Raw genomic sequence first — 22,961 nt, 5'->3', positions numbered from 1 at the left:
ACACCTTAAATAAGAGCCTGCGTTTCCGGGAAACCGAAACGAATATTTGCACACTGCATTGCCTGTGCGGCAGCGCCTTTGAGTAAGTTATCTTCTGCGGCCACCACGATGAGATGCTCGCCCTGCACGGCAAAGCCGATGTCGCAGAACGGCAGGCCGACCACGTTTTTCAGCGCCGGGACGCCTTTGTCGTACAGGCGCACCAGCGGTTTATCCGCATACGCCTGCGTGAAGACCTCGCTCACCTGCTCTTTGGTCACGCCCGGCTTCAGGCGACAGGTGATAGTTTCGAGGATCCCGCGCGGAAAGCTGCCCAGATGCGGAGTGAAAATGACGTCCGCGCCCAGGTGCGTCGTGATTTCAGGGTGATGACGGTGATTAAACACGCCGTACGGCTGAAGGCTCACTTCACAGAAGCTATTCGAGATTGCCGCTTTACGCCCCGCACCGCTCACGCCGCTGGTCGCGTTGATCACCGGCCATTGGTTCAGATCCAGCAGCCCTGCATCGATCAGCGGCTTCAGGGAAAGCTGCGCCGCCGTCGGGTAGCAGCCCGGCACGGCAATCAAATCCGCCTCTTTCAGCTTGTCTGCGCTCCACTCCGCCAGGCCGTAGACCGCTTTTTCCAGCAGATCCGGGTGCTGATGGGTGAAACCATAATATTTTTCGTAGAACGCGCCGTCGTTAACGCGGAACGCGCCGGAGAGGTCGAACACCACGCAGCCGACCGCCAGGAACTGCGGCGCTAGGTCGTGGCTGACCTCGTGCGCGGTGGCTAAAAACACCACGTCGACGCCGTCGGTAAACTCGCTGATGTCAGACATCGGCTGCAGCGGCAGGTCAACAATGCCCCTAAGCTGCGGATGCAAATCGGAAATTAACTTTCCTGCATCATTGCTTTGCGCTGACACGGTCAAAGCGGTTATGGTCATATGAGGGTGGCGATTTACGTAGCTTACAAGCTCTGCGCCCGCATAACCGCTAGCGCCTACAATCAGCGTATTCAACATCGGGTTCCTTTATGCTCAACGTTAATGTATTTTTATTCACATTTATTGCATGAATATTGATACTATCACGACCTAAGGTGTGTCAACAATGAAAATGAACTTACCGCCATTTATCGAGATCTACCGCGCCCTGATTGCCACACCGTCCATCAGCGCAACGGAAGAAGCGCTGGATCAGAGCAATGAGTCTTTAATCAATCTGCTGGCGGGTTGGTTTAGCGATATTGGGTTTAACGTTGAGGTTCAGCCCGTTCCCGGAACCCGCCACAAATTTAACCTGCTGGCCAGCACCGGAACCGGAGCGGGCGGCCTGCTGCTGGCCGGTCATACCGACACCGTGCCGTTTGACGATGGCCGCTGGACGCGCGATCCCTTCACCCTGACCGAGCACGACAACAAGCTCTATGGTCTGGGCACCGCCGACATGAAAGGCTTCTTCGCCTTTATCCTCGACGCGCTGCGTGACGTGGACGTGACGAAGCTGAAAAAACCGCTCTATATCCTGGCGACCGCCGATGAAGAGACCAGCATGGCGGGCGCGCGCTACTTCTCTGAAAACACGTCAATTCGTCCGGATTGCGCCATCATCGGCGAGCCGACGTCTCTGCAGCCTATTCGCGCGCACAAAGGCCATATCTCTACCGCCGTGCGCGTGCTGGGCCAGTCCGGCCACTCCAGCGATCCGGCGCGCGGCGTCAATGCGATCGAGCTGATGCATGACGCCATTGGCCGCATCATGACCCTGCGCGACTCGCTGAAAGAGCGTTATCACTACGAGGCGTTCACCGTGCCGTATCCGACGCTAAACCTCGGCAGCTTGCACGGCGGCGATGCCTCCAACCGTATCTGCGCCTGCTGCGAACTGCATATGGACATCCGTCCGCTGCCGGGCATGACCCTGAGCGATCTCGACGGCCTGCTGAATGAAGCCCTGGCTCCGGTGAGCGAGCGCTGGCCGGGCCGCCTGACGGTTTTCGAACTGCATCCGCCGATCCCGGGTTACGAATGCCCGCCGGACCACCAGCTGGTTGAAGTGGTGGAAAAACTGCTCGGCGAGAAAACCGACGTGGTGAACTACTGCACCGAAGCGCCGTTTATTCAGACGCTGTGCCCGACGCTGGTCCTTGGCCCGGGCTCCATCAACCAGGCGCATCAGCCGGATGAATATCTGGAGACCCGCTTCATCAAGCCCACCCGCGAACTAATTACCCAGGTTGTGCATCACTTCTGCTGGCATTAAAAACTGCCCCTCACCCTAACCCTCTCCCCAAAGGGGAGAGGGAATTTGAACACCCTCTCCCCTTTGGGGAGAGGGCAGGGTGAGGGGAGTAAATCCCGCGATCTCCGTCACATTCCCATAAGCATCTCTTATCTGACGCAATGCGAATTAAATTTCGTAAATTGCCCACATTTATTCGTTTGCTGAACCGTTTTCGCAGCAATTGACGACGGGGGTTTTACGTGGCTTTATAAAGGGAGATGACAAAATAATGGCCAGAAGATTTTCGCCTGGGCATAAACAAAAATGATGGGGTGACTGGGTTTTTATGAACGAACAATATTCCGCGTTGCGTAGTAATGTCAGTATGCTCGGCAAAGTGCTTGGAGATACCATCAAAGATGCGCTGGGGGAGAATATCCTCGATCGCGTTGAAACCATCCGCAAGCTCTCTAAATCTTCCCGTGCCGGTAACGAGGCCAGTCGTCAGGAGCTGCTGACCACGTTGCAGAATCTCTCTAACGACGAGCTGCTGCCCGTTGCACGCGCGTTCAGCCAGTTCCTGAACCTGGCCAACACCGCTGAGCAGTACCACAGCATTTCGCCAAACGGCGAAGCGGCCAGCAACCCGGAAGTCATTGCCCGCACCCTTCGTAAACTGAAAGACCAGCCCGATCTCAACGAAGCCACCATCAAAAAAGCGGTGGAGTCCCTTTCGCTGGAGCTGGTACTCACCGCTCACCCAACGGAAATCACCCGTCGCACCCTGATCCACAAAATGGTGGAAGTGAACAACTGCCTGAAGCAGTTGGATAACAAAGACATTGCCGACTACGAACGCAACCAGCTGATGCGCCGTCTGCGCCAGCTGATTGCCCAGTCCTGGCACACCGATGAGATTCGTAAGCATCGCCCAAGCCCGGTCGACGAAGCCAAATGGGGCTTTGCGGTGGTGGAAAATAGCCTGTGGGAAGGGGTACCGAACTACCTGCGCGAGCTGAACGAACAGCTGGAAGCGAACCTGGGCTACCGCCTGCCGGTCGATTTCGTGCCGGTACGCTTCACCTCCTGGATGGGCGGCGACCGCGACGGCAACCCGAACGTGACTGCGGAAATCACCCGTCACGTCCTGCTGCTGAGCCGCTGGAAAGCGACCGACCTGTTCCTGAAAGACATTCAGGTGCTGATCTCCGAGCTGTCGATGGTTGAAGCGACGCCGGAGCTGCGCGCGCTGGCCGGTGAAGAAGGCGCCAGCGAGCCGTACCGTTTCCTGATGAAAAAGCTGCGCGGTCAGCTGATGGCCACTCAGGCCTGGCTGGAAGCGCGCCTCAAAGGCCAGCGCCTGCCAAAACCAGAAGGTCTGCTCAGCCAGAACGAACAGCTCTGGGAGCCGCTTTACGCCTGTTATAAATCACTCCAGGCGTGCGGGATGGGCATCATCGCCAATGGCGAACTGCTCGACACCCTGCGCCGCGTGAAGTGTTTCGGCGTGCCGCTGGTGCGTATCGACGTCCGTCAGGAAAGTACCCGCCATACCGAAGCGCTGGGCGAGCTGACCCGCTATCTCGGCATCGGCGACTATGAGAGCTGGTCTGAAGCCGACAAACAGGCCTTCCTGATCCGCGAGCTGAACTCGAAGCGCCCTCTGCTGCCGCGCAACTGGGAGCCAAGCAACGACACCCGCGAAGTGCTCAACACCTGTAAAGCGATCGTGGACGCACCGAAAGGATCGGTGGCCGCCTATGTGATCTCCATGGCGAAGACCCCGTCCGACGTGCTGGGCGTTCACCTTCTGCTGAAAGAAGCGGGAATCGACTACGCTCTGCCTGTCGCCCCGCTGTTTGAGACCCTCGACGACCTGAACAATGCCAACGACGTCATGAGCCAGCTGTTGAATATCGACTGGTACCGCGGCTTTATTCAGGGCAAACAGATGGTAATGATTGGCTATTCCGACTCCGCGAAAGATGCGGGCGTGATGGCGGCATCCTGGGCGCAGTACCAGGCGCAGGACGCACTGATCAAAACCTGCGAGAAAGCCGGTATTGAACTGACCCTGTTCCACGGACGCGGTGGCTCCATTGGCCGCGGCGGCGCGCCTGCGCACGCAGCGCTGCTGTCGCAGCCGCCGGGAAGCCTGAAGGGCGGCCTGCGCGTCACCGAGCAGGGCGAGATGATCCGCTTCAAGTACGGCCTGCCGGAAGTGACCATCAGCAGCCTGTCGCTCTATACCAGCGCGATCCTGGAAGCCAACCTGCTGCCGCCGCCGGAGCCGAAAGCCTCCTGGTGCCATATCATGGACGAACTGTCGGCGATCTCCTGCGATTTGTACCGCGGCTACGTGCGTGAAAACAAAGATTTCGTGCCTTACTTCCGTTCAGCCACCCCTGAGCAGGAGCTGGGTAAACTGCCGCTGGGCTCGCGTCCTGCGAAGCGTCGCCCAACCGGTGGCGTAGAGTCTCTGCGCGCAATCCCGTGGATCTTCGCCTGGACACAGAACCGTTTGATGCTGCCCGCCTGGCTGGGTGCCGGTGCCGCGCTGCAAAAAGTGGTGGAAGACGGTAAACAGAACGAACTGGAAACCATGTGCCGCGACTGGCCATTCTTCTCTACCCGCCTGGGCATGCTGGAAATGGTCTTCTCGAAAGCGGACCTGTGGCTGGCGGAGTACTACGACCAGCGTCTGGTGAAGCCCGAGCTATGGGCGCTGGGTAAAGAGCTGCGCGAACTGCTGGAAGGCGACATCAAAGTGGTGCTGGACATCGCCAACGACTCGCACCTGATGGCGGACCTGCCGTGGATTGCCGAGTCTATTCAGCTGCGTAATATCTACACCGACCCGCTGAACGTCCTGCAGGCAGAGCTGCTGCACCGCTCGCGTCTCGCGGAAGAAGAAGGCAAAGAGCCGGATCCGCGCGTTGAACAGGCGCTGATGGTGACGATTGCGGGCGTTGCGGCGGGTATGCGTAACACCGGCTAATGCTTTATGCCCGGCGGCGCTGCGCTTGCACGGGCCTACGTTAAGTAGGCCGGGTAAGCGTTAGCGCCACCCGGCAATACCTGGTATCCACCATGCACCACGACATTACCAGCATCCTGACTGACCTGATCAACAGCACAACGCCGCTGCGTCAGGTGCATTTTGCAAACTCCGCGACCTCCGCCCCCGAACTTGCCTTGCAGGTTGATTTTCCACGTCTGGAGATCGTGATCGAAGGGTCAATGAAAGACCTGGCTGACTGCGTTTTACAGCAGGGTGATGTGTTATACGTCCCGGCTGGCGGCTGGAATAATCCACAATGGCAAGCATCGGCAACAACGCTGAGCATCCTGTTTGGCAAACAGCAGCTCGGGTTTAGCCTTTTGCACTGGGACGGTGTAGACGTGCGAAACCTGGCGAAGCAGCACGTTGCCCGCCGTGGTCCCCGTATTGGATCGCTACTCTTACAGACGCTCCACGAAATGCAGATGCAGCCACACGAGCAGCAAACCGCGCGGCTGATTATCGCCAGCCTGCTTAGCCACTGCGTCGACCTGCTGGGTAGTCAGATCCAAACCGCCTCCCGCAGTCAGGCTCTGTTTGAAGCCATTCGGGTTTATATTGATGAACACTACGCCACTCCGCTTACCCGGGAATCCGTCGCGCAGGCGTTTTATATTTCCCCAAACTACCTGTCGCATCTGTTCCAGAAAACGGGCGCAGTGGGTTTCAATGAATACCTGACGCATACCCGGCTGGAACACGCGCGCCAGCTGCTGAAAGGGTATGATTTAAAAGTGAAAGAGGTGGCGCATGCCTGCGGATTTGTCGACAGCAACTATTTCTGTCGGTTATTTCGTAAAAACACGGAGCGTTCGCCGTCTGAATACCGTCGCCAGTATCACAGCCAGCTCACCGGCAAGGCCGCTAGTCCAGAATAACCTGAGTATGCTGCGGCGCGGATAGCATTCTACGCACCGCCCCCATCACCTTTTGTGGGTCGCGTAAAAAGGCGTTAATACCGCACTTCACGTAGCGCGTATGATCGAAACGTTCACTGCCCGCCAGGTCGATATCGGTAATCAGCAGTACAACATCGGCGCGCCGGATGTCCTCTTCATTAAGCTCGTTCTCAACGCCCAGCGCTCCCTGAGTCTCGATGTTAACGCTCCACTTCTCCTGCTGGCAGAGCTTTTCCAGCCGTTCGGCAGCCATATAGGTATGTGCGACGCCGCTGACGCACGCGGTCACCGCCACCAGATGACGTCCAGCGATCGCTGTCATTGCTTAGCCTCCCAGGGTTACGTTGAAGCCTTCGCGCTCAGCCAGTTGCCGCATCGCTGACACCTCCTCTTCCGTCGGAGGGATGGTTTGCCGCATTCCCCACTCCTTTCCCAGCAAGCGGTATTTTGGCTCCCCATACTGATGGAAAGGCAATAGATGCAGTTGCCGTATTCCTGAAGGTACCAGGAAAGCCAATACGCGCGCCATATTCGTTTCGTTGAGCGTGTAGTCAGGAATAAGCGGGACGCGAGGAATGACGTTTATCCCCTCAGCCACCAGCTGGCGGAAATTATCCAGCACTCTCGGAAGATTTATTCCCACCATTGCCAGGGCCTGCTCCGAGTCCATGATCTTCAAATCAAACAGCACTTCATCACACTGGCGGGCCAGCGGCATTAGCCGGGACAAAGGCGCATCGCCTGCCGTTTCGATGGCCGTATGCACGCCGAAACGACGCAGCCTCTGTAGAAAACGTGTCGCGAAAGGTGCCTGCATCAACACTTCCCCACCCGAAAGCGTCACCCCGCCTCCCGAGGAACGAAAGAAGACATCATCTTTCATCACCTCGTTTTCCAGCTCATCAAGGGTCACATCCCTTCCGATATGCCTGAAGGCACCTGACGGGCATTCATCAGCGTCACGCAGACAGGGGGCACAGTGAAGACATTGACTCTCTCTTCGCACCGTCTCGATTTTCGGTGAGATCGACTCCGGATTAGCACACCACGGGCAGCGGTGAGGGCAGCCTTTAAAAAAAACCACCGTACGGATGCCGCGGCCGTCATTCAACGAGTAGCGCTGGATATTGAAAATACGCGCCACCTCGGCGCGTGTTTCAACCTCGTCACAGCTGATGCGCTGTACGGCGGATAATGTCATCCTGGATCTCCTTCGATAACTCAACAAAGAAGGCGCTGTATCCGGCAACGCGCACCACCAGACCGGCAAAATCCTGCGGACGCTGTTGCGCCTCACGCAGCGTATCCGCGTTCACTACGTTGAACTGGATGTGCTGCAATTTAAGCTGGGTGAAAGCGCGCAGGAAATCCGCCAGCTTTTGCAGCCCGGCGTCGCCTTCCAGCGTCGCGGGGGTGAACTTAACGTTTAGCAGCGTACCGTTAGATAACAGATAGTTATCCAGCTTACTTACCGATTTCAGTACCGCCGTCGGACCCTGCATATCTTGCCCAAGCATCGGCGAGAGTCCACCGTCGGCCAGCTGTTCTCCGGCAAAGCGGCCATCGGGCGTTGCTCCCACCACCGCCCCCAGCGGCACATGTGCCGATACGGTATAAGAACCCGGCGTGAACAGCCCACCGCGCGGGTTCCGGTATTTTTCAACCTCTTTACAGTAGTGGCGCAGCAGTTCAGCGCTGATGTTGTCGACATCATCAACATCATTGCCGTATTTTTCGAATCGACTGATCAACCGGGCGCGGATTTTTTTGCCTTCAGGCGTGGCAAAGTTGGCCTTCAATACGGCTAGCAATTCATCAAAACTTAAGCGCTGCTGTTCAAAAACCAGCCCTTTCAGGGCATGCAGCGAGTCGCTCAAATTCGCTATCCCGATCCCCTGCACGCCAGAAAAGTTATAGCGCGCGCCACCGTCGGTGATGTCTTTACCCGCTTCCAGACAATCGCTGATAAAAGAAGAGAGCAACGGCACCGGAGCCCAGTCGCGATGGCCGATATCGCAGATATTGCTCCCCTCGACCATCAGCGCAATGTAGTGATTAATTTTGGCGCGAATATGCTCCAGCAAACCTTCATAACTCAGCGCTGCGTTGCCTTCGTTCTCCTGCATCGCGATTTCCATCACCTTCAGCAGGTTAAACATCGCAATATCGTGCAGACCGTAGGTTTTACCCGGAATCGACAGTTCTACACAGCCAACCACCGCGTAGTCGCGCGCATCTTCCAGCGACACCCCACGATTGAGGAAGGCAGGCACCACCACTTCATCGTTAAAGATCTGCGGGATGCCGGTGCCCAGGCGGATCGTCTCCGCCGTTTTAAGCAGGAAAGGCCGGTCGATAAGCTCGTTGACCCGCACGCCGAGGTTCGGTTGAGGAAGCTGAACGCTTTGGTAGGCATCCAGACACAAGAAGGAAAGCACATTCACCGCGCTACGCCCGTTCTCCGTCAGACCGCCCAACAGCGCGGTATACCCGGTCGGGAACCCGGCAAAATAGCGGGCGCTGCTGGTCGAGCGTAAAAGCACCACGTCATTGCACTTCACCCACAGCGATTCCAGAATCTCTTTCAGAAACGCGGGCTCTTCGCCCTGTGATAGCGAAGCCTGATAAAAGGGCAGCATGTATTGATCGAAGCGGCCAATGGAAAGCGAGCTGGCGTTAGATTCGTATTGCAAAATGACGTTCATATACCAGAACAGCTGACACGCCTGCCAGAACGTCTGTGGCTTATGCTGCGCGTTATGGCGCGAGATTTCGGCAATCTTCCGTAATTCTTCACGCCGTGGAGCCTCATCGCAGACGGTGGCAAGCGTTTCAGCCAGCGCGGCATAGCGCAGAATATGACGCTGGGCCGCTTCAAGCAGAATCAGCGCGGAGGCATAGAACGTGTTATGCGCATCGCGGGCGCAGTGTTCCCGCATTTCCTTCACCAGCGTACTCAGGCCGTTATTGAGCAGGCGCGGGTAATCAATAATGATATGCCCCTGCCCTTTGTCCGTCTGGTTGATGCTGAAAATTTGCGTTCCTACAGCGGCTTTCACCTCATCCGTCATCTGGCTATTGATGAAATCCTTCATCGACCGCTTTTCCCAATAGGGATAGAGCACGTCACGGTAGATCTGCTTATCCTCTTCGCTAATATCGAAGCGGTCCTGTGGACGCGTGGAAAACTGGTCCAGCTCCTTAAGCAGCCAGTACGGATCCATCTCAGGAGACATAATGCCCGCACGCGGTTTAACGGTCCGGTTTCCGGCAATCAGTTCCTCATCACGAATCGCGATGTTCACATGGTCAAGAATGTACGCCGTGGCTTTAGCACGCCTGAGGATAACCGGCTCGCCTTCCGTCTGCTGATGGCTGGCGGTATAGAGCAACGCTCGCTCAAGCGAGATTTCACGCGGACTGGCAAAAAGTGCATCTTTCAAACGCTGGGTACGATTCGTCATGAGGGAACTCCTGTAACGGAAAACGAGCCCGCCCCGAAGGGCGGGAGAGCGTCAGGCGGTTTGCGCCAGGTGAGCGTCAATTTTGTTCATGATGGCGTCGGCGCGTTTTACCGCGTCGCTGATGTTGACGCGCACGATAGTTTTCCCGGCAAAACGTTCTTCAAATTTAATGCCAATATCTTTGGTCAGGATCACCACATCCGCTGCGGCGATATCCTCAGCGTTCAGTTCGTTCTCCAGACCAATTGACCCCTGAGTTTCAACCTTCACTTCCCAGCCTTTGGCTTTAGCAGCGCTTTCCAGCGCTTCGGCTGCCATATAGGTATGGGCAACGCCTGACGGACATGCGGTTACTGCGATAATTCGGGCCATGTTCTCTTCCTCACTCAGTTAATTTCGAAATCCAGATCCAGGTCGTCTTCTTTTTCCTCGACCTGTTTTGCACTCTTCCGGGCAATACTCTTCAGCACGTTGACGCTAATGGCCGTCACCACAGCCCCTACCGCGACCGCCGCGATGTAGCTCAGTTTGCCTTCCACCACAGGCAGAACGATGAGCCCGCCCCATCCGGCATAGCATTGCGCGCCCATTACGGCAGCCGTCACTGCGCCACATGCGGATCCCAGCATGATGGAAGGAATGACACGCAGAGGATCGGCCGCCGCAAACGGAATGGCCCCTTCGGTGACCCCCACACAGCCCATCACTAATGCGGCCTTGCCCGCTTCACGCTCTTCACCGGTAAAATTCTTGCGGTTAATCAGCGTCGCCAGGCCCAATCCCAGCGGTGGCACACAGATGCCGACTGCCGCAATCGCCACCACGGTGTAGACGCCCTGAGCAACGCAGATCAGCATGAAGGCATAGGCGACTTTGTTAATCGGGCCGCCCATGTCGAAGGCCAGCATCAACCCCATGATGATGGCCAGCACGACGATGCTGCCCTGCTGCATCCCTTGCAGCCACTGGGTTAAGCCGGTTGTCAGCGCGCCAACAGGTTCACCCAGCCCCCACATCATGATGCCTGCGGTAACAAAGGTGCCGATGATAGGGATGATGAAGATAGGCATGACGGAGCGCAGCACTTTCGGGACCGGCAGTTTTTTCAGATACCAGACCAAAATCCCACCGAGGATCCCGGCAATAATGGCGCCGAAGAAACCCGCCCCGAAGCTGTTACCGACCCACGCGGCAATTGCGCAGGGAGCAAGTGCGGCGCGCTCTGCGATGGAATAGCCAATATAGGCGGCGAGGAAAGGCACCATCAGCGTTAACCCCGCCACACCGATATCGAATAGCTTTTTGAGGTTGGGATCGGTTGCTGCATCCGGGACCGCGCCCTTGCCATACAGCATGACCGAAACCGCCAGCAAAATACCGCCCGCCACCACGAACGGGATCATGTGCGACACCCCGGTCATCAGATGCTGCCGCGTGTTCTTGAGAATATGCACCAACTCTTTCATATGTCGCTCCTGGCCTAAAACCATAAAGATGTTGTGGCAAACAATAGGCAATCAGGAAGACGGCGGACAGGAGACAAAAAGGCCATTTACTGGATTTTTGTAATATGGAAATAAAAATGCGATCCGCCTCGACATTTCGAGCATGGGGTACGTATAAGACAAACCGCCACAACCTGTGAGTTAAATCTCACTTTTCAGGTGATATTACATTTGTCCAGCTTTTGGCAGATTTGTCACATGGCGCGCGTCATCAACACGCTCGTATGCTGTTACCCAATGAATGATGACTGGTTTCAGGAGTGTGTATGGCTCTGGTAGTGGAATTTACCTGTGAATTGCCCAACGGTGTTCACGCGCGTCCGGCAAGTCACGTGGAGACGCTGTGCAACACGTTTATCTCGCACATCGAGTGGCATAATCTGCGCACCGATCGCAAAGGGAACGCCAAGAGCGCACTGTCACTTATTGGCACCGATACGCTGGCAGGCGACGCCTGTCGTCTGGTGATCTACGGTGAAGATGAGCAAAGCGCCCATCAACAGCTGGAACAATGGCTTCGGGAAGTGTTTCCACACTGTGATGCGCCGCTCGCAGAAGCCATCAATATTGAGCGCGATCCGCTGCCAGAATCTCTCGCGCGCCTTAATCCAACGCTTTTTCGTGCCCTGTCCGTTTGCAGCGGGAGTGCCGAGGGTGTGTTGACCTTGCTGACCTCGCTGGATCTCAATGCACTGACGGATTTACCCGACGCGAAAAACGTAGAGGAAGAACAGTCAGCGCTGGATAACGGCCTCACCCTGCTGGTAAAAAATATTGAGCTGCGTGCGCTGGACAGCGACAGCACCGCCGGCGCTATTCTCGACGCACACCGATCGCTCGCAACGGATGCCTCACTGCGCCAGCATCTGCTTGCGGGCGTGAGCCAGGGGCTAAGCTGCGCGCAGGCGACAGTCGCTACAGCCAACCATTTCTGCGACGTGTTCTCGCGTTCCAGCAGCAGCTACTTGCGGGAACGCGTGCTGGACGTACGCGATGTCTGCTATCAACTTTTACAACAGATTTATGGTGAACAACGCTTCCCAACACCGGGACAGCTCACCCAGCAGAGCGTCTGTCTGGCTGACGATCTTACGCCCGGCCAGTTTCTGGAACTCGATAAAACCTTGCTTAAGGGGCTGCTGTTAAAAAGCGGCGGAACAACCTCGCACACCGTCATTCTTGCACGTTCCTTTAATATTCCGACCCTGGTGGGTGTCGACAGTGAAAGCCTGCTGCAGTGGCGCAATAAACCCGTATTTATCGACGGCAATGCCGGTGCGGTGGTGGTCAATGCCAGCGATGCGGTGGCGCGCTACTACCAACAGGAAGCACGGGTACAACAGGCACTACGCGAGCAGCAGCGCATCTGGCTTGACCGGGAAGCCAGAACCGCCGATGGCCTGCGCGTTGAGGTTGCCGCGAATATCGCCCACGCGGTTGAAGCGCAGGCTGCGTTTGGAAACGGCGCCGAGGGTGTTGGCCTGTTTCGCACCGAAATGCTCTACATGGACCGTACCAGCGCGCCTGGGGAAAACGAGCTGTACAACATTTTCTGTCAGGCGCTGGAAAGTGCAAACGGGCGCAGCATTATCGTGCGCACCATGGATATCGGGGGCGATAAACCGGTGGAGTACCTGAATATCCCGGCCGAAAATAATCCGTTCCTCGGCTATCGCGCGGTTCGTATTTACGAAGAATATGCGGTGCTTTTCACCACCCAGCTGCGGGCGATCCTGCGCGCCTCTGCTCACGGCAAACTGAAGATCATGATCCCGATGATCTCCTCCATGGAAGAGATCCTGTGGGTCAAAGAGAAGCTCGCCGAAGCGAAACAGCAGCTCCGGGCTGAACATATCCCGTTTGATGAAAAAATTCCGCTCGGCATCATGCTGGAAGTGCCTTCGGTGATGTTTATCATCGATCAGTGCTGTGAGGAGATTGATTTCTTTAGCATCGGCAGCAATGACCTGACGCAGTATCTGCTGGCCGTCGACCGCGACAACGCCAAAGTCACACGCCACTACAACAGCCTGAACCCGGCCTTCCTGCGGGCGCTGGACTACGCGGTACAGGCCGTCCATCGCCAGGGGAAATGGATTGGCCTGTGCGGCGAGCTGGGTGCAAAAGGTTCGGTGCTGCCATTGCTGGTGGGTCTGGGCCTGGACGAACTGAGCATGGGGTCGCCTGCCATTCCGGCAACCAAAGCGCGGCTGGCACAGCTTGATAGCCGCGCCTGCCGCCAGCTGCTGAACCAGGCCATGGCGTGTCGAACGTCGCTTGAAGTGGAACACCTGCTGGCGCAGTTCCGCATGAACCACCAGGACACGCCGCTGGTCACACCTCGCTGCATTTCATTGGACAACGACTGGAATAGCAAAGAAGAGGTCATGAAAGGGATGACCGATAACCTGCTGCTTGCAGGACGTTGCCGCTACCCCCGCAAGCTGGAGGCCGATCTGTGGGCGCGCGAAGCCGTGTTCTCCACCGGGCTTGGCTTTAGCTTTGCCATCCCGCACAGCAAATCGGAACACATTGAGCAATCCACCATCAGCGTGGCGCGCCTGAAAGCCCCCGTCGTGTGGGGAGAGGAAGAAGCACAATTCATCATCATGCTGACGCTGAACAAACACGCTGCGGGCGATCAGCATATGCGTATTTTCTCCCGCCTGGCCCGCCGCATCATGCATGAAGATTTTCGCAACGCGCTGGTTAACGCCAGTTCCGGGGAGGCGATTGCTTCCCTGTTACAACACGAATTAGAACTGTAAAACGAGGAAGAGTAATGGAACTGTACCTGGATACCGCCAACGTGGCGGAAGTAGAACGTCTGGCGCACATTTTTCCCATTGCGGGCGTCACCACCAACCCGAGCATCATTGCCGCCAGCCGTGAATCCATCTGGGATGTGCTGCCGCGTCTGCAAAAAGCCATTGGACCGGACGGCACGCTGTTTGCTCAAACCATGAGCCGCGATGCCGAAGGCATGGTGGCAGAGGCCAAACGTCTGAGTAACGCCATCCCGGGCATCGTGGTAAAAATCCCGGTGACGGCTCAGGGGCTTATCGCGATTAAGGCGTTAAAAAAAGAGGGGATAACCACGCTGGGGACCGCCGTTTACAGCGCGGCACAGGGCTTGCTTGCCGCACTCGCAGGGGCGAAATATGTCGCGCCGTATGTCAACCGGGTTGACGCTCAGGGCGGCGACGGCATTCGCATGGTCCAGGAGCTGCAATCCCTGCTGGAACTGCACGCGCCGGAAAGCAGCGTGCTGGCTGCCAGCTTTAAAACACCGCGGCAGGCGCTGGACTGCCTGCTGGCGGGATGCGAGGCAATCACGCTTCCTTTAGACGTAGCGCAACAAATGCTCGGCACGCCAGCGGTAGAGTCAGCCATAGAGAAGTTCGAGCAGGACTGGAAAAACGCGTTTGGTAACCTCAACCTCTAAGGGAGAACTGTTATGGACCGTATCATTCAATCGCCGGGAAAATATATCCAGGGCGCTGATGTGCTCACCCGTCTCGGCGACTATCTGAAACCCCTGGCCAACCGCTGGCTGGTTGTCGGCGATAAATTTGTGCTGGGCTTTGCCGAAGAGACCCTGCGTCAGAGTTTTAAAAATGCCGAACTGCATGCCGAAATCGCGCCGTTTGGTGGCGAATGCTCACAAAATGAAATCGATCGACTGAAAAAACTGGCCGACAGCGCCGACTGCCTGGCGGTCCTGGGCATTGGCGGCGGTAAAACGCTGGATACCGCCAAAGCGCTGGCCCACTTTATGGACGTGCCGGTCGCCATTGCGCCGACTATCGCCTCCACCGATGCGCCCTGCAGCGCCCTTTCCGTCATTTATACCGACAGCGGTGAGTTCGATCGCTACCTGATGCTGCCGCACAACCCGAACATGGTCATTGTGGATACGAAAGTGGTGGCGGGTGCGCCACCACGTCTGCTTGCCGCCGGGATTGGCGATGCGCTGGCGACGTGGTTTGAAGCGCGCGCCTGCTCGCGCAGCGGCGCGACTACCATGGCCGGAGGTAAATGCACCCAGGCGGCGTTAGCTCTGGCCGAGCTGTGCTACAACACGCTGGTTGAAGAGGGTGAAAAAGCGATGCTGGCGGCGGAACAGCATGTGGTAACGCCTGCGCTGGAACGCATCATCGAAGCCAACACCTATCTCAGCGGTGTCGGTTTTGAAAGCGGTGGCCTGGCAGCGGCACACGCTATTCATGACGGCATGACGGCAGTGCCGGACGCGCATCACTTCTATCATGGCGAGAAAGTGGCGTTTGGTACGCTGACGCAGCTGGTGCTGGAAAACGCGCCGGTAGAAGAAATAGAGACCGTCGCGGCGCTCTGCCACAGCGTCGGGCTGCCCATTACGCTGGCACAGCTGAACATCAAAGAAGATATTCCTGCCAAAATGCGTCTGATCGCCGAAGCGTCCTGCGCGGAAGGAGAAACCATCCACAACATGCCGGGCGGCGTCACGCCGGATCAGGTCTATGCGGCGCTGCTGGTGGCCGACCAGTATGGACAGCGATTCCTGCAGGAGTGGGAGTAATAAAAAAGCCGGGTGACGCTGCGCTTACCCGGCCTACATGGCACTTGAATTTGTAGGCCGGGTAAGGCGTAGCCGCCACCCGGCACAAGGGTTACTTCACGTCAAACCGATCCAAATCCATCACCTTCGCCCATGCGGCAACAAAGTCACGGACGAACTTCTCATGCGCATCATCGCTGGCGTAAACCTCTGCCAGCGCGCGCAGGACGGCGTTAGAACCGAAGACCAGATCGGCGCGGGTGGCGGTATATTTCACTTCACCGCTGGCGCGATCGCTTCCGGCAAACAGCTCACTGGATTCATCGGTCGCCTTCCACTGGGTATTCATATCCAGCAGGTTTACGAAGAAATCATTGCTCAGCACGCCTTCGCGGTCGGTGAACACGCCATTCTTGCTGCCATCAAAGTTGGTACCCAGTACGCGCAGACCCCCAATCAGCACCGTCAGTTCCGGTGCGGTCAGCGTCAGCTGCTGGGCTTTATCAACCAGCAGTGATTCCGTCGTGGATGCATCCACCTGCGCACGGTAGTTACGGAAGCCATCGGCAATCGGTTCGAGCAGGTTAAACATCTCGATATCCGTCTGATCCTGACGCGCATCAACGCGGCCCGGCGTGAAGGGCACGTTGACGTAAACGCCTGCCGCTTTCGCCGCCTGCTCAACGCCAACCACGCCCGCCAGCACGATGATATCGGCCAGGGAGGCTTTGTTGGTGGTGCGCTGGATGGCTTCCAGAGCCGGTAACGCGCGAACCGCCGCGGCGTTCACGTCCCAGTCGCGCTGAGGTGCCAGCGCCAGACGCGCGCCGTTGGCACCGCCACGCTTATCGCCCCCGCGGAAGGTTGACGCTGACGCCCAGGCAACAGAAACCAGTTCGCTCACGGAGAGACCGGAGGCCACAATTTCCGCCTTCAGGCTCTCAATGTCTTCTTTCGACGGATTGAACACCGCCTGCGGCAGCGGGTCCTGCCAGATCAGATCTTCTTTCGGCACTTCCGGGCCAAGGTAACGCGATTTTGGCCCCATATCGCGGTGGGTCAGCTTGAACCACGCGCGCGCGAAGGCTTCGTTGAAGGCCTGCGGGTCGTTCAGGAAGCGGCGGGAAATTTTCTCGAATTCCGGGTCAAAACGCAGCGTCAGGTCGGTGACCAGCATCGTTGGCTTGCGTTTTTTCGACGGGTCGAACGGATCGGGCATGATTTCCGGCGCATCCACGGCTTCGAACTGAATCGCACCCGCCGGGCTGCGGGTTTGCACCCATTCGTATTTAAACAGGTTCTCGAAGAAGTAGTTGCTCCACTGGGTCGGGGTTTGCGACCAGATGACTTCCAGACCGGAGGTAATGGCATCTGCGCCAACGCCCGAGCCGTGCGTGCTCGCCCAGCCCAGGCCCTGCGCTTCAATCGGTGACGCTTCCGGGTCGGTGCCGACGTGCGTGGCTTCACCCGCACCGTGGGTTTTACCGAGGGTGTGGCCGCCCGCGATCAGCGCCACGGTCTCTTCGTCGTTCATGCCCATGTTGCCGAAGGTCGCGCGAATCGCTGCCGCCGCTGACAGCGGTTCACCGCTGGCGTTTGGCCCTTCAGGGTTCACGTAGATCAGCCCCATTTCGGTGGCCGCCAGAGGGCGGTTCGCCAGCGCTTCCGGGTCACGATGGGTCAGCCAGGCTTTTTCATCACCCCAGTTCACGTCGAGATCCGGTTCCCAAACGTCTTCACGTCCGGCACCAAAACCGAAGGTACGGAAGCCGGAGTTCTCCAGGGCGACGTTACCCGCGAGGATAAACAGGTCAGCCCAGGAAATTTTTTGTCCGTATTTTTTCTTGATAGGCCACAGCAGGCGGCGCGCCTTGTCCAGGCTGACGTTATCCGGCCAGGAGTTCAGCGGCGCAAAGCGCTGTTGACCGCGTCCTGCCCCGCCGCGTCCGTCAACGGAGCGATAGGTGCCTGCGCCGTGCCACGCCATGCGGATAAACAGGCCCGCATAGCTGCCCCAGTCGGCAGGCCACCACGGTTGGGAGTCGGTTAAAAGTGCTTTGAGGTCGCCTTTAAGGGCGGAGTAATCAAGCTTGCTGAATTCTTTGCGGTAGTCGAAGTCTTCACCCAGCGGGTTCGAACGATTGGAATGTTGGTTAAGAAGATCGATGCGGAGTTGTTTTGGCCACCAGTCGCGGCTGCCTGTACCTGCGCCCGCGCTGTGATCGACGCCGCCCTGATGGAACGGGCATTTGCCGACTGATGCCGCTTTATTGGTCTCGTCTGACGTGCTCATCGCTATGCTCCCTTTTACAGTGTTACCGTTACGATATACACCACTAGCAATAAGATATAGTTGAAATAATCCACAGATTCGATAGTTAATACCTTTTAACTATCTGTTTGATTAAAAAGCCCTCTAATTTACAAGGGCTTTGTGTTTTTTACGCCGGACGAACGCCCAGGGTATGACAAATGGCATAGCTCATTTCCGCGCGGTTCAGCGTGTAGAAGTGGAAATCCTTCACCCCTTCACGGCTTAAGATCTTCACCATGTCCATCGCGATATTTGCGCCCACCAGCTTGCGCGTTTCCGGGTCATCGTCCAGCCCTTCGTACATTTTTGACATCCACAGCGGAATGCGCACATTGGTCATATCGGCGAATTTCTTCGCCTGTTTGAAGTTAGAAACCGGCAGAATCCCCGGAATAATTTCAACGTCGATGCCCGCGGAGACGCAGCGGTCGCGAAAGCGCAGGTAGCTTTCTACATCGAAGAAAAACTGGGTGATGGCGCGGTTTGCGCCCGCGTCCACTTTGCGCCTCAAGTTAAGCAGATCGGCCTGGGCGCTTTTCGCTTCCGGATGCACTTCAGGATAAGCGGCAACGGAGATATCAAAGTCCGCCACGTCTTTCAGCAGACCGACCAGGTCGGCGGCATACATGTCCGGCTTACCGCTCCCCGGCGGCAGGTCGCCGCGCAGCGCAACGATATGACGGATACCGTTATTCCAGTAATCCTGGGCGATGGCACGCAGCTCGTCGCGGGTGGCGTCGATACAGGTCAGGTGCGGCGCGGCTTCCAGACCGGTACGGTCTTTAATGCCCTTAATGATGCTGTGCGTACGGTCGCGCTCGCCGGAGTTCGCACCGTAGGTCACTGAGACAAACTTCGGCTTCAGGCTGCTGAGACGATCGATAGAACTCCACAGGGTTTGCTCCATTTCACTGGTGCGCGGCGGGAAAAATTCAAAAGAGACGTTAATCTGGCCGTTTACTTCGGCCAGGCTCTGATTCAGTGCTTCCCGCTGGTTGGCGTGAAAAAAGCTCATACCTTACCTCTATCAATCGCATGTCGTTGTCTGTTGTGTTGTGAACTTCTATACGTTTAGACGTCCAGATGTAAAAATGACGGAAAAGCGGAAGGACGTCAACATAAATAATCAACAATAACGGTGAGGTTTGCTCAGGAAAGATGAGGGAAATTCATGACGGGGTGAGTGCGGTGTGATGCCCTCACCCTAACCCTCTCCCACGGGAAGAGGGAACAAGCGGAATTACAGCAGCTTAGCCAGGCGGTTGATGTCGGACTGGATTGCTCCAGCGGTAACGTCGCGCCCGGCGCCAGGACCGCGGATCACCAGCGGGTTATCGCGATACCAGCGGCTTTCGATGGCGAAAACGTTATCACACGGCAGCAGCGCCGCCAGCGGATGTTCAGGGCGCACCGCCTCGACGCCGACGCGCGCTTTTCCGTTGGCCTCGAAGCGCGCCACATAGCGCAGCACCAGCCCCATCTCGTTCGCCGCTTCCAGACGCTGCACCATCTGCTCGTTAAGCTCGTCACCATTCTCAAAGAAATGGTCCACAGAACCTTGTTCGCAGCCGGCCGGCACCAGCGATTCGACGCGGACGGAATCCGGCTCGATGTCGTAACCGGCTTCACGCGCCAGGATCACCAGCTTACGCATCACGTCCTTGCCGGAAAGGTCAACGCGCGGATCGGGTTCCGTTAAGCCCTGCTGCCACGCCTGATCCACCAGGTCGGTGAACGGTACGGTGCCGTCAAACTGCAGGAACAGCCAGGAGAGCGTGCCGGAGAAGATACCGCTCAGCGCCAGAATGCTGTCGCCGCTTTCAATCAGGTCACGCACGGTATGGTTGACCGGTAGGCCTGCGCCAACGGTCGCGTTATAGAGCCAGTGACGACCGGTTTTTTCGAACGCGTCGTGGATCTGACGGTATTTATCGGTGCTGCTTGCCCCCGCCAGCTTGTTGGCGCTGATAACGTGGAAACCGTGGCTGGCGAAATCAAGATACTGATCGGCAAGCTGTTCGCTGGCGGTAACGTCCAGCACCACCAGATCGTCATACGGGTGCGCGCGCATCCACAGGAACAGCGACTCTTCATCCTGCTCGACCGCTTCATCGTTAAAGAAGGCCAGCGCCCGGCTGGCGTCCAGCCCTTCGTAGTTCAGCAGGCTGCGGCGGCTGTCCACCACGCCTGCGAGAATGAATTCAAACCCGGTACGCGCCGAAAGCGTCACCTGCTCGCGGGCAAACAGCTCCAGCCAGCGGGAACCAATGTTGCCTTTACCAAACAGCACCAGGCCGATGCGTTTTTCCGCGCGGAACAGCGAGGTGTGCAGACCCTGAATCAGGCTTTCGGTTGGCCCTTTACGCAGCACGGCCACCAGGCTAATGCCCTCTTCCGACTGCCAGGTGAACTCCACCGGCTGGCCTTTCAGCTGCTGCCAGAAGCGGTGGCAGTGCAGCGGGTTACGGGTGACGCCCGCGCCCACCATCGCTACCAGCGCCAGCCCCTGACGCAGGCGAAGCTCGCCCGGCAGGCCCGCTTCATCCAGAATCTTAAGGGCGCTGTCCGCCACTTCCGCGGTATAGCAGAACTGCAGCAGCTGGCGATCGTTGTGAACGCCAACGGCCAGCGGGCGAACCTGCGCACGCTTTAACACCAGGTCAATCTCTTTATGCGCCAGCTTGAAGTCCTGGCCCGCGGGCACCTGGAACTCAATCAGGCAGATGTCGTCGTGGCTGGTGACGATACGCGCCCCGGTACCGGACGCCAGCACGCGCTCAATGCGCGTGGAGCCCTGATCCGGGGTGTAGCTGCAGCGCAGCTGCAGATCGATATCGCTGCCGGACACCGGCTGCAGGGTACGCGCGTGCAGTACCGGCGCGGCCAGACGCGCCAGCTCGCTGGCTTCGTCGAGACGCAGCAGCGGCAGCAGGCAGGCATCTTTCACCTTACGCGGGTCCGCGCTGTACACACCGGCCACGTCGCTCCAGATGGTGACGCGTGACACGCCCGCCAGCGCACCGATTTGCGTTGCCGAGTAGTCCGAACCGTTACGACCCAGCAGCACGGTTTCACCCGCGTTGCTGCGGCTGATAAAGCCGGTGACGACAATACGTTTACCCGGATGCTGCACCAGCAGCTGTTGCAGCAGCGGGTAGGACAAGCCTTCATCAACCTGCGGCTGCGCGGCGCGTTCGGCACGCAGGAAATCACGGGCGTCGAGCCAGGCGGCGTCCACGCCCAGGTGTTGCAGCACGGCCGCCATCAGGCGTGCGGACCACACTTCACCGTGGCCCACCACTTCGGCATACACCGCATCGGTAATACCGCTGTCCAGCAGGGCCGCCAGACGCTCAAGGTCATGCGTGAAGGCGCTGATCAGCCCGTCCGCCACGTCTGCAGGCAGCAGGCCGGCAATCAGCTCGCTCTGGTAACGACGTAAGGACTGTTGCACCTGATGCGCAGAGAGGCGATCGGTCTGGCTCAGTTTCAGCCAGCTAATCAACTGGTTGGTGGTGCTGCCCGCCGCCGAGACAACCATCATGTCACCCGGCTGTGAATACTCCGTCATGATCCCTGCGACACGCAGGTAACATTTCACATCAGCAAGACTACTACCACCAAACTTGTGCAGCTGACGACCCTTCGCCCCTGCCTGCGCTATCACACTCATGATTACCCCTTGGCTGCGACCCGGAAGCCATTTTCCAGATCGGCAATTAAATCTTCAGAATCTTCAATACCGGTTGAGATCCGCAGCAGCGTCTCAGAAATCCCGGCGGCGGCACGTGCTTCGGGTGCCATTCCTGCGTGCGTCATGGTCGCGGCGTGGGAGATCAAGCTTTCAACCCCACCTAAGGATTCCGCCAGCGTAAACAATGACAGCCCGCTCAGGAAGCGACGCAGCGTTTGCTCGTCACCGTCCAGTTCAAAACTTAACATCGCGCCAAACCCTTTCTGCTGGCGCGCGGCAATCTCGTGCCCCTGGTTTTCCGGCAGCGACGGGTGATACAGCTTTTTCACCAGCGGCTGGGTTTTCAGGAAGTCGACAATCGCCTGGGCATTGCGCTGCGCCACGTCCATGCGCGGCGACAGCGTGCGGATGCCGCGCAGCAGCAGATAGCTGTCGAAGGCTCCCGCGGTGACGCCAATGTTATTGGCCCACCATGCCAGTTCGGTGACAACTTCCGGATCTTTAGCAATCACCACGCCCGCTACCACGTCAGAATGGCCGTTCAGATATTTAGTGCATGAATGCAATACCAGATCGGCACCCAGTGCGAGTGGGTTCTGAAGGGCCGGACTGAGGAACGTATTATCCACTACACTTATCGCTCCCGCATCCCTTGCGAGCTGACAAATTTTCGCAATATCGACAACGCGCAACAATGGATTGCTTGGACTTTCCACCAGAACCAGCTTCGGCTTCTCTGCCAGCGCCTGCTTCAGCGCCTGTTCGTCGTTTTGATCGACAAACAGCACGCGATAGCAGCCGCGTTTCGCCAGGCTATCAAACAGACGATAGCTGCCGCCGTAGCAGTCGTGCGGCGCGACCAGCAGATCGCCAGGCTTCAGGAACACGGTAGTCACCAGGTGAATGGCGGACATCCCGGTATTGGTTAATACGGCGCCTGCGCCACCTTCCAGTTCGGCCAGCGCACGCTGGGTCACGTCACGCGTAGGGTTGCCACGACGCGAGTAGTCGTGCGCGCGGGGTTCATTAAATCCGGTGAAATTGTAGGTACTGGAAAGATGAATCGGCGGGACAACGCAGCCGTACTGCTCGTCATCATTTAATCCGCTACGCACTGCGATAGTGGCCTGTTTACGCGTCATGGTGAGGGCTTCCTGGCGAATGAGGTGAAAAGTCAGGCACCAGAGTAAACACTGAAAGTATGGACGTCAATACATCTGGACATCTAAACTTCTTTGCGTATAGATTGAGCAATGCGCAAATAGCCGTTAAA

16 protein-coding genes are annotated in these 22,961 nt (G+C 57.6%); 6 read left to right on the top strand and 10 right to left on the bottom strand.

Translation table 11 applies throughout. From position 1 onward, the window contains the following. Positions 1-5: 5 nt before the first annotated feature. Complete coding sequence (argC, locus tag ACMWKK_RS19185) at positions 6-1,010, bottom strand: N-acetyl-gamma-glutamyl-phosphate reductase (protein ID WP_112780312.1); 1,005 nt, start codon at positions 1,008-1,010, stop codon at positions 6-8. Between the two features lie 88 nt (positions 1,011-1,098). Here argC and argE point away from each other — a divergent pair, with 88 nt between their 5' ends. The 3 genes from argE to ACMWKK_RS19170 all read left to right on the top strand — a co-directional run bounded on the left by argE (position 1,099) and on the right by ACMWKK_RS19170 (position 6,150). Continuing rightward, complete coding sequence (gene argE / locus ACMWKK_RS19180) at positions 1,099-2,250, top strand: acetylornithine deacetylase (RefSeq protein ID WP_112780313.1); 1,152 nt, start codon at positions 1,099-1,101, stop codon at positions 2,248-2,250. Positions 2,251-2,557: 307 nt separating this feature from the next. Next, entirely contained in the window at positions 2,558-5,209 is a 2,652-nt protein-coding gene (gene ppc / locus ACMWKK_RS19175) for a phosphoenolpyruvate carboxylase (RefSeq protein ID WP_047716320.1), read from the top strand. A gap of 92 nt (positions 5,210-5,301) precedes the next feature. Next, positions 5,302-6,150, top strand: a complete 849-nt coding sequence (locus ACMWKK_RS19170; RefSeq protein ID WP_112780314.1) for a helix-turn-helix transcriptional regulator — start codon at positions 5,302-5,304, stop codon at positions 6,148-6,150. On the opposite strand, the gene ACMWKK_RS19165 is transcribed toward ACMWKK_RS19170, so the two are convergent. From ACMWKK_RS19165 to ACMWKK_RS19145, 5 genes are read right to left on the bottom strand one after another with little or no spacing between them, the layout of a single operon-like run. Then, on the bottom strand, positions 6,137-6,493 hold the full coding sequence (locus tag ACMWKK_RS19165) for a PTS fructose-like transporter subunit IIB (protein ID WP_045329555.1): 357 nt from the start codon (positions 6,491-6,493) through the stop codon (positions 6,137-6,139). The two genes, ACMWKK_RS19170 and ACMWKK_RS19165, sit on opposite strands and share 14 nt — an antisense overlap. 3 nt (positions 6,494-6,496) lie before the next feature. After that, positions 6,497-7,372, bottom strand: a complete 876-nt coding sequence (locus tag ACMWKK_RS19160) for a [formate-C-acetyltransferase]-activating enzyme (protein ID WP_112780315.1) — start codon at positions 7,370-7,372, stop codon at positions 6,497-6,499. Beyond that, a complete protein-coding gene (locus tag ACMWKK_RS19155; protein WP_112780316.1) occupies positions 7,338-9,635 on the bottom strand; it encodes a formate C-acetyltransferase in 2,298 nt (765 codons plus the stop codon). Before ACMWKK_RS19155 ends, ACMWKK_RS19160 begins: the two co-directional genes overlap by 35 nt. A gap of 51 nt (positions 9,636-9,686) precedes the next feature. Beyond that, a complete protein-coding gene (locus tag ACMWKK_RS19150; protein WP_045329550.1) occupies positions 9,687-10,007 on the bottom strand; it encodes a PTS fructose-like transporter subunit IIB in 321 nt (106 codons plus the stop codon). 14 nt (positions 10,008-10,021) lie between these two features. Beyond that, a complete protein-coding gene (locus tag ACMWKK_RS19145; protein WP_112780317.1) occupies positions 10,022-11,101 on the bottom strand; it encodes a PTS fructose transporter subunit EIIC in 1,080 nt (359 codons plus the stop codon). 305 nt (positions 11,102-11,406) lie between these two features. Between ACMWKK_RS19145 and ptsP the strand changes: the two genes are divergently transcribed. Genes ptsP through gldA form a run of 3 tightly spaced genes read left to right on the top strand, consistent with a single transcriptional unit; the run spans position 11,407 to position 15,701 of the window. Next, a complete protein-coding gene (gene ptsP, locus ACMWKK_RS19140; protein ID WP_112780318.1) occupies positions 11,407-13,908 on the top strand; it encodes a phosphoenolpyruvate--protein phosphotransferase in 2,502 nt (833 codons plus the stop codon). Between the two features lie 14 nt (positions 13,909-13,922). Then, positions 13,923-14,585 (top strand): fructose-6-phosphate aldolase, encoded by a 663-nt coding sequence (gene fsa, locus ACMWKK_RS19135; protein WP_112780319.1) that lies wholly within the window; start codon positions 13,923-13,925, stop codon positions 14,583-14,585. 12 nt (positions 14,586-14,597) lie between these two features. Next, a complete protein-coding gene (gldA, locus tag ACMWKK_RS19130) occupies positions 14,598-15,701 on the top strand; it encodes a bifunctional L-1,2-propanediol dehydrogenase/glycerol dehydrogenase (protein WP_112780320.1) in 1,104 nt (367 codons plus the stop codon). A gap of 91 nt (positions 15,702-15,792) precedes the next feature. On the opposite strand, the gene katG is transcribed toward gldA, so the two are convergent. From katG to metB, 4 genes are all read right to left on the bottom strand, one after another. After that, a complete protein-coding gene (gene katG, locus ACMWKK_RS19125; RefSeq protein WP_112780321.1) occupies positions 15,793-17,973 on the bottom strand; it encodes a catalase/peroxidase HPI in 2,181 nt (726 codons plus the stop codon). 148 nt (positions 17,974-18,121) lie between these two features. After that, entirely contained in the window at positions 18,122-19,009 is an 888-nt protein-coding gene (metF, locus tag ACMWKK_RS19120; protein WP_045329539.1) for a methylenetetrahydrofolate reductase, read from the bottom strand. Between the two features lie 225 nt (positions 19,010-19,234). Continuing rightward, positions 19,235-21,667 (bottom strand): bifunctional aspartate kinase/homoserine dehydrogenase II, encoded by a 2,433-nt coding sequence (locus tag ACMWKK_RS19115; RefSeq protein WP_045329537.1) that lies wholly within the window; start codon positions 21,665-21,667, stop codon positions 19,235-19,237. 2 nt (positions 21,668-21,669) lie between these two features. Continuing rightward, positions 21,670-22,830 carry a cystathionine gamma-synthase gene (metB, locus tag ACMWKK_RS19110; protein ID WP_112780322.1) on the bottom strand — a complete coding sequence of 387 codons (1,161 nt, stop codon included), beginning with the start codon at positions 22,828-22,830 and terminating at the stop codon, positions 21,670-21,672. Between the last annotated feature and the right edge of the window lie 131 nt (positions 22,831-22,961).

Origin of the sequence: Enterobacter sp. 01-M-03-SI-ECC (assembly GCF_047530215.1) — a bacterium.
In the GTDB taxonomy this organism is placed as follows: Bacteria; Pseudomonadota; Gammaproteobacteria; order Enterobacterales; family Enterobacteriaceae; genus Enterobacter; species Enterobacter chengduensis.
This window is presented reverse-complemented; position numbering and strand designations above follow the sequence as displayed.